The following is a 7,614-nucleotide window of genomic DNA, read 5'->3' as shown; positions in this document are numbered from 1 at the left end:
GGGACGCACGGGGGGACGCACGGGGACCGGGAGTCGGAACGAAGGGGCGCTGACGGGTCGGGCGCTACAGCGTCAGACGGCGCCGACGACCGCGGCGAGGCGGTTGGCGACGTCGTCGGCGTGCTCCTGCGACGCCGCCTCGACCATCACCCGCACCAGCTGTTCGGTGCCCGACGGGCGCAGCAGCACTCGACCGTCGTCACCGAGCTCGGTCTGCGCGGCGACGACGGCCTGTTGGACGCTCGGCGCCCCGGCCACGGTGTCGCGGTCACTGACCTTCACGTTGATCATCGTCTGCGGCAGCCGCTGGACAACGGCGGCGAGGTCGGCGAGCGGGGCGCCCGTCGACACGACCCGCGCCATGACGTGCAGCGCCGTCAGCAGGCCGTCGCCGGTGGTGGCGGCATCGGTGAAGACGATGTGCCCGCTCTGCTCGCCGCCGAGGCTGAGGTCCTTGGCACGCAGCGCTTCCAGCACGTAGCGGTCGCCGACGGCCGTGGTCAGCACCTCGATGCCGGCGTCGCGCATCGCGTGATGGAAGCCGAGGTTGCTCATCACCGTGGCAACGACGGTGTCGTCGCGCAGCGCACTGACGTCGCGCAGCGCCAACGCGCACAACGCGAGCAGCTGATCGCCGTCGACGACGTTGCCCGCCGCATCGACGGCCAGGCAGCGATCGGCGTCCCCGTCGTGTGCGATGCCGAGGTGTGCGCCGGTGCGCCGAACCGCGTCGGCGATGTTGCCGAGGTGGGTCGACCCGACGCCGTCGTTGATGTTCAACCCGTCCGGCTCGGCCGCGATGCAGGTCACCTGCGCGCCGGCGCCGCGGTAGACCTCCGGCGCCACCTGCGAGGCGGCACCGTTCGCGCAGTCGACCACGACGTGCAGGCCGTCGAGGCGGGTGGGCTGCGCACCGAGCAGGTGCGCGCCGTACCGCTCGAGCACGTCGTCGGCCACGTGCACCCGGCCGATCGCCGCGCCGGTGACCCGTTCCGCGCCGCGGCCGGCGTCGACGAGCGCCTCGATCTCGGCCTCGATCGCGTCCGGCAGCTTCAACCCGCCCGCCGCGAACAGCTTGACGCCGTTGTCCGGCATGGGGTTGTGCGACGCCGAGAGCACCACGCCGAGATCGGCGCCGTAGGACGCGGTGAGGAACGCGACGGCCGGCGTCGGCACGACGCCCGCGAGCAGCACATCGGCACCGGCGGAGGTCAGCCCGGCGACCACCGCCGCCTCGAGCATCTCGCCGCTCGCACGCGGGTCCCGGCCGACGACGGCGACCGGGCGGTGCGAGGCGTCGTGCGCGACCAGCACCCGGGCGGCCGCGGCCGCGAGCGCCAGGGCCAGCTCCGGTGTCAGATCACCGTTCGCCAGACCCCGGACGCCGTCGGTGCCGAACAGCCGTGCCACTCAGCTTCCGCTCTTCGCGCAAGCGCTCATCCTTAGCGCTTGCTGTACTGCGGAGCCTTCCGAGCCTTCTTCAGGCCGTACTTCTTGCGCTCCTTGGCCCGCGGGTCGCGGGTCAGGAACCCGGCCTTCTTCAGCGCCGGCCGGTCGTCGGGCTCGATGCCGATCAGCGCGCGGGAGATGGCCAGGCGCAGCGCGCCGGCCTGGCCGGTGACACCGCCGCCGGACAGCGTGGCGATGACGTCGTACTGGTCGTCCTTCTCCAGCGTCACGAACGGTTCCTTGATCAGCTGCTGGTGCAACTTGTTCGGGAAGTAGGTGTCCAGGGTGCGGCCGTTGAGCGTGAACTGGCCCGTGCCGGGCACCAGTCGCACGCGCACGATGGCTTCCTTGCGACGGCCGACAACGGGGGCTTGGGTAGGACTGGTCACTGGGCAACCTGCTTGATCTCGAACGGCTGGGGTTTCTGGGCGGCGTGCGGGTGCTCGGGTCCGGCGTAGACCTTGAGCTTCTTCAGCTGGGCGCGGCCCAGGGTGTTCTTCGGCAGCATCCCGCGCACGGCGAGCTCGACGAGGCGCTCCGGGCGCCGCTCGAGCAGGTCGCCGACGGTCACCTGCGACAGGCCGCCCGGGTAGCCGGAGTGCCGGTACCGCAGCTCCCCGCGCTTGCTGAGCGCGACCGCGACCTTCGCCGCGTTGACGACGACGACGAAATCGCCGGTGTCGACGTGCTTGGCGAACTGCGGCTTGTGCTTGCCACGCAGCAACTGCGCGGCCTGGCTGGCGAGGCGGCCGAGGACGACGTCATCGGCGTCGATCACGTGCCAGCGGCGATCGATGTCGCCGGGCCGTGGCGTGTACGTAGGCATGCGATTGTCTCTCGTTTCGGTCTTCACGCGGCATCGCACACCGGTCGGTGAACGATTCGGCGCCCCCACAGTCCGCACTGTGCGCAAACTCCGGGGCATGGCCGGCGGACCCGGGCACGGTGCGTCAACACCCCTGCCGAACTCCGACGCTCGAGTTTACGGGGCGGGGGACGACCGGCCAAATCGCGGTGCGCGGCCGTGGGCTCTAGTCTCGACCTGGTGCGGGCGACGCTGCCCGTCGGCTGGACAGGGATGGGGCCATGGCGGATCGCAGGACGCGCGAGCTCGCGGCGCTGCGCTATGTCGGCTGGCCGCCCATCGCCTGCCTGCTCCTCGCCACCTTGGTCATCGGGATCGCCGGGATCACCTGGATCAATTCGCCGCACTGGCAGCACAACCCGCCCGCGCAGGCGCGCGACGTCGGCACGGTGCCGGCGACACCGTCCGTCCGCCCGGTGCTGCTCGCCGTGCCCCTCATCGACCCGAACCGCATCGAGATCCCGAAGCTCAAGGCCGAGGCGCCCATCGTGCCGGTGGCGACGACCAAGGACGGCGAGCTCGACGTTCCGCTGAACCCGAAAAAGGTTGGGTGGTGGCGCTACGGCGCCAAGCCGGGCGCCAAGCGCGGGACGGCCATCCTCGCCGGGCACATCAACTTCTCCGGCGTCACCGGATCCATGGCGCACATCGGCAAGCTCAACCCCGGCGACCAGGTGAACGTGTTCGGCAAGCACAACGCCGACAACCGGACCGAGGTCAGGTTCCGGGTCACCGGGGTGCGCACCTATCACAAGACGGCGTTGCCCTATAAGCAGATCTTCGACCAGCAGAGCGTCGGGCGGATCGTCATCGTCACCTGCGGCGGCCCGTTCAACGCGTCGACGGGCAACTACCGCGACAACATCGTCGTCTTCGCGGTGCCCGCCACCACCTGACTCGCCGCGCCACCCGGTAGAGCGCGCCTCAGCGGGCGCGGGCGACCCGGGTCTCGTCAAAGACCGGCTCTGCCGAATCGCGCACCGCGCCGTCCGCGCCGAACACCAGGAAGCGGTCGAACGAGCGGGCGAACCATCGGTCGTGCGTCACGGCCAGCACCGTGCCGTCGAAGCCGGCCAGCGCCTCCTCGAGCGCCTCCGCGCTGAGCACGTCGAGGTTGTCGGTGGGCTCGTCGAGCAGCAGCAGGGTGGCACCGGACAGCTCGAGCAGCAGGATCTGGAAGCGCGCCTGCTGACCGCCGGACAGCGTCTCCCAGCGCTGCTCGGCCTGTCCGCCGAGCCCGAACCGGCGCAGCGCGCCCATCGCTGCGCCGCGGTCGACGCTGGGCCGGTCCGCGGCGCCCTCCCACAGCAGGTCGACGGGCGTGCGCATCGCCCACTCCGGATGGGCGTGCGTCTGGGCGAACAACCCGGGCACGACGCGCGCCCCGAGCTTCCAGGTGCCTGTGTGGGCGATGTCCGCACCGCCGAGCAGCCGCAGGAAGTGCGACTTACCCGCACCGTTCGCGCCGAGCACGCCGATCCGCTCGCCGTAGAAGATCTCCGTGTCGAACGGACGCATCAATCCGGTGAGTTCGAGCTGCGCGCAGGTGACCGCGCGCACGCCGGTACGCCCGCCCGCCAGCCGCATCGCGACCTTCTCCTCCGTCGGCTTGTCCGGCGGCGGACCCTCGGCCTCGAAGCGCTCCAGCCGGCGTGCCTGCACGCGGTACTTCTGCGCCATCACCTCGCTGCGTTGTGCCTGCACCTGCAGTGTGCGGACGAGTTCCCTGAGCCGCGCGTGCTCCTCGTCCCACCGGCGGCGCTGCTCGGCCATCCGGTCATGCCGATGCGCGCGCGCCTCGTGGTAGGACGCGAAACCGCCGCCGTGCACCCACGTCGTGCCGCCCTCGACGGTGATCACCCGGTCGGCGACCTGGGCGAGCAGCTCGCGGTCGTGGCTGACGAACAGGACGGTCTTCGAAGTCTCGCGCAGCCGCTGTTCGAGCCAGCGCTTGCCCGGCACGTCCAGGTAGTTGTCCGGCTCGTCGAGCAGCAGCACCTCGGCACGCCCGCGCAGCAAGAGCTCGAGCGCCAGCCGCTTCTGCTCGCCGCCGGACAGCGTGCTCAGCTCGCGGTACTTGCACCGTTCGTACGGCAGCCCCAACGCCGCGACGGTGACAGTGTCCCAGAGCACCTGGGCGTCGTAGCCGCCGTGATCACCGAACGCAGCGAGCGCGTGCGCGTAGTCGAGCTGGGTGCGTTCGTCGTCGCGGTCCATCAGCGCGAGCTCGCCGGCTGCGAGGTCATGCCACGCCTGCTGGACCGCCGGCTCGGACAACGACACCAGGAATTCCTCGACAGTGGTGCGGTCACGCACCGAGCCGATGAACTGGCGCATCACGGCCAGCCCGCCGCTGCAGGCGATGTTGCCGGACTGCGGCACGACATCGCCCGCGACCATGCGCAGCAACGTCGTCTTGCCCGCGCCGTTCGCGCCGACCAACGCAGCCTTCGCGCCGTCACCGACCCGGAACGAGGCGTCGGTCAGCAGCTTGCGGCCGTCGGGCAGCGTGTGGCCGATCGCGACGACGTCGACGTAACCCACGCAGGCAGCCTCTCAGAGCAGTCCAGGCGGTAATCGGCCAGCGTCCACCGTGCCGGCGTACCGCTCGCCGGCGTCCGCGCGCAGTGCGGCGTCGAGCGGCGCCACGAGCTCGCGGGCGGAGCCGAACGGAAAGCTCCAGCTGTCCGGCGCTGCACCCCACTTGCCGCGGAAGCGCCGGTTCAGCATCGCGTCCGCCTCGTGCTTGCCCGGGGTGGGCGTCATGATCAGCCGGACGACGTACGTGCGGCGCCACCGCTGCGGCACCAGCAGCACGCCCCGGGCGAGCAGCTGGTAACCGGTCTCGATGCGTAACGACACGAGCTCGTCCCAACGCAGCTGCCACGGCCGGCGCGCGGACTCGAAGCGCAGACCGGCCGGGCCCGCGACCAGGGCTCGTGGCTGGGTCGCCGCCCAGGTGCCCGAGATCAGGGCGGCGGTCAGCAGCCCGAACAGCACGGCCATGACGATCGCCAGCGCCCGTTTGCCCGCGGCCGGCGTCGTCACAGCGGCGAAGGCGAAGAAGCCGGCGAACGCGCCGGTCAGAGCGTCGCCCACGATGAGGACGACCACCTGGCGCCAGGTGTTCAGCTGCACCGAGCTCTCGTCCACGCGCACATCATCGCGACCGAGCGCTGAGACGCTGGCCCACCGCGCGGAGCGCGCGCAAGATGAACGCATGTCGTTGGACGAGCTGGTGGCGGCGCTGCCGCCGGACACCGTGCTGACCGATCCGGACCTGCGCGCCGCGTACCGCTTCGACTGGGCGCGCGACCCGGACGCCGGGCTGCCGCAGGCCGTGGTGCGCGCGAACACGACCGCGGACGTGCAGACGGTGCTGCGCTGGGCGAGCCGGTACGGCGTGCCGGTAGTACCCCGCGGCGCCGGGTCGAGCCTGTCCGGCGGGTCGAGCGGTGTCGCGGACGGCATCACGCTGTCCACCGAGCGGATGCGTGGCATCGACATCGACACCGCGACCCGCGTCGCCGTCGTGCAACCGGGCGCGCTGAACGCCGAGGTCAAGAAGGCGGCTACGGCCGAGGGGTTGTGGTACCCGCCCGACCCGTCGTCGTTCGAGATCTGCTCCATCGGCGGCAACGCGGCCACCAACGCCGGCGGCCTGTGCTGCGTCAAGTACGGCGTCACCACCGATTACGTGCTGGGCATGCAGGTCGTGCTCGCCGACGGCACCGCGGTGCGCCTCGGCGGCCCGCGGCTCAAGGACGTCGCCGGGTTGTCGCTGACCAAGCTGTTCGTCGGCTCCGAGGGCACGCTCGGCGTGATCACCGAGCTGATCCTGCGGTTGCTGCCCGCGCCGCCACCGGCGGCGACGCTCGTCGCGAATCTGCCGTCGATGCAGGCCGCCGCCGACGCCGTCGTGGCGATCACCGCGCAGCTGCGCCCGGCGATGCTCGAGCTGATGGACAACGGCAGCATCAACGCCGTCGAGGACATGGTGTCGATGGGCCTGGACCGCGACGCCGGCGCGTTGCTGCTCGCGCGCTCCGACGCGCCGGCCGCGGCAGCGCAGGCCGAGATCGCGCAGATCCGCGCGGCCTGCGAGGCCGCCGGTGCCACCGACGTCTTCGCCACCGACGACCCGGACGAGGGCGAGGCGTTCGCCGCGGCCCGCCGCGCCGCCTTCCCGGCGATGGAGCAGTTCGGCACCCTGCTGCTCGAGGACGTCGGCGTGCCCGTCCCCGCGCTGCCTGCGTTGGTGGCGGGGATCGAGCGGATCGGCGCCGCGCACGACACCCGCGTCGTGCTCGTCGCGCACGCCGGTGACGGCAACACCCACCCGATCATCGCCTACGACCCGCGCGACGCCGCCGCCGAGCAGCGGGCCCGGTCGGCGTTCGGCGAGGTCATGGATCTCGCGCTGTCGCTCGGCGGCACGATCACCGGCGAGCACGGTGTGGGCCGGCTCAAGGCGCCGTGGCTGGGCGCACAGCTCGGCGACGACGTGATGGCGCTGACCCGCCGCATCAAGGACGCGCTGGACCCGCAGGGCATCCTCAACCCCGGCGTGGTGCTGCCGATCGCCGGCGAGACACCGGTCGCCCCCGTCCCCTAGTGGACTCCTAGGCTCGCGCGTATGCCGCCGCGCCGCCCGTCCCGCTCCGTCCCGACTGTGGTGATCCCGGGTTGGCAGGGGTCCGGCCAGGGGCACTGGCAGACGTGGCTCGAGGGCGAGCTGCGCGCGCAGGAGCGGCAGACGCTGCGCCCGGCGTTCGCCGATCTCGACAACCCCGACCTCGACGACTGGCTGACGGCGCTGCGTGCCTCGTTGGCCGACCTGCCGGCCGACGGCTACGACGTCGTCGCGCACTCGCTCGGCAGCGTGCTGTGGCTGCACCACGTCGCCGGCCCGGGGACATCGCCGCGGGCCGCGCGCGTGCTGCTGGTGGCGCCGCCGTCGCCGCACACGACGATCCCCGAGGTAGCGGAGTTTTTCCCGCCGCCGCTGGACATCGACACGGTGCGCCGCGGCGCGGACGGCACGGTGCTCGTGGCCGGCGACGACGACGAGTACCTGCCCGAGGGCATTGCCGCGGCGTACGGCCTGCCGTTGAAGATGGCGACGACGGTCGTTCCCGGCGGCGGCCACCTCAACCCGGACGCCGGCTACGGCGAGTGGCCGGCCGTCCTCGATTGGTGCCGCCGCGACAACCTCGCCTTCTACTGACCCCCACCTCGGTGATCAACAGTAGGAAATGTTCCCCAGGGCGACCAATTTCTACTGTTGATCACCGGAAGAA

At 71.8% G+C, this 7,614-nt stretch carries 8 protein-coding genes; 3 read left to right on the top strand and 5 right to left on the bottom strand.

Annotation, left to right across the window (positions count from 1 at the left end; translation table 11 throughout):
* Window positions 1-72: 72 nt before the first annotated feature.
* From glmM to rplM, 3 genes are read right to left on the bottom strand one after another with little or no spacing between them, the layout of a single operon-like run.
* Window positions 73-1,410 carry a phosphoglucosamine mutase gene (gene glmM / locus ACFFCN_RS17905; RefSeq protein ID WP_375493869.1) on the bottom strand — a complete coding sequence of 446 codons (1,338 nt, stop codon included), beginning with the start codon at window positions 1,408-1,410 and terminating at the stop codon, window positions 73-75.
* Between the two features lie 32 nt (window positions 1,411-1,442).
* Window positions 1,443-1,838 (bottom strand): 30S ribosomal protein S9, encoded by a 396-nt coding sequence (rpsI, locus tag ACFFCN_RS17900; RefSeq protein ID WP_375493867.1) that lies wholly within the window; start codon window positions 1,836-1,838, stop codon window positions 1,443-1,445.
* Entirely contained in the window at window positions 1,835-2,275 is a 441-nt protein-coding gene (gene rplM / locus ACFFCN_RS17895) for a 50S ribosomal protein L13 (protein ID WP_375493865.1), read from the bottom strand. Before rplM ends, rpsI begins: the two co-directional genes overlap by 4 nt.
* Before the next feature lie 260 nt (window positions 2,276-2,535).
* On the opposite strand from rplM, the gene ACFFCN_RS17890 reads away from it, so the two are divergent.
* Window positions 2,536-3,210 (top strand): class F sortase, encoded by a 675-nt coding sequence (locus ACFFCN_RS17890; RefSeq protein WP_375493863.1) that lies wholly within the window; start codon window positions 2,536-2,538, stop codon window positions 3,208-3,210.
* A 28-nt stretch (window positions 3,211-3,238) separates the two neighbouring features.
* Here the strand turns inward: ACFFCN_RS17890 and ACFFCN_RS17885 are convergent, their stop codons facing one another.
* Window positions 3,239-4,858, bottom strand: a complete 1,620-nt coding sequence (locus ACFFCN_RS17885; RefSeq protein ID WP_375493861.1) for an ABC-F family ATP-binding cassette domain-containing protein — start codon at window positions 4,856-4,858, stop codon at window positions 3,239-3,241.
* A 12-nt stretch (window positions 4,859-4,870) separates the two neighbouring features.
* Window positions 4,871-5,467 (bottom strand): hypothetical protein, encoded by a 597-nt coding sequence (locus tag ACFFCN_RS17880; RefSeq protein ID WP_375493859.1) that lies wholly within the window; start codon window positions 5,465-5,467, stop codon window positions 4,871-4,873.
* Between the two features lie 67 nt (window positions 5,468-5,534).
* On the opposite strand from ACFFCN_RS17880, the gene ACFFCN_RS17875 reads away from it, so the two are divergent.
* Together ACFFCN_RS17875 and ACFFCN_RS17870 are read left to right on the top strand one after the other, a co-directional pair.
* On the top strand, window positions 5,535-6,929 hold the full coding sequence (locus ACFFCN_RS17875) for an FAD-binding oxidoreductase (RefSeq protein WP_375493857.1): 1,395 nt from the start codon (window positions 5,535-5,537) through the stop codon (window positions 6,927-6,929).
* 21 nt (window positions 6,930-6,950) lie between these two features.
* The gene (locus ACFFCN_RS17870; protein WP_375493855.1) at window positions 6,951-7,541 is read left to right on the top strand and encodes an RBBP9/YdeN family alpha/beta hydrolase; all 591 of its coding nucleotides are present in this window, start codon (window positions 6,951-6,953) and stop codon (window positions 7,539-7,541) included.
* Window positions 7,542-7,614 lie beyond the last annotated feature (73 nt).

The organism is uncultured Jatrophihabitans sp., from assembly GCF_964246335.1.
GTDB lineage: Bacteria > Actinomycetota > Actinomycetes > Mycobacteriales > Jatrophihabitantaceae > Jatrophihabitans.
The sequence above is the reverse complement of the archived record's forward strand: the minus strand, read 5'-3'. Positions and strand labels throughout refer to the sequence as shown.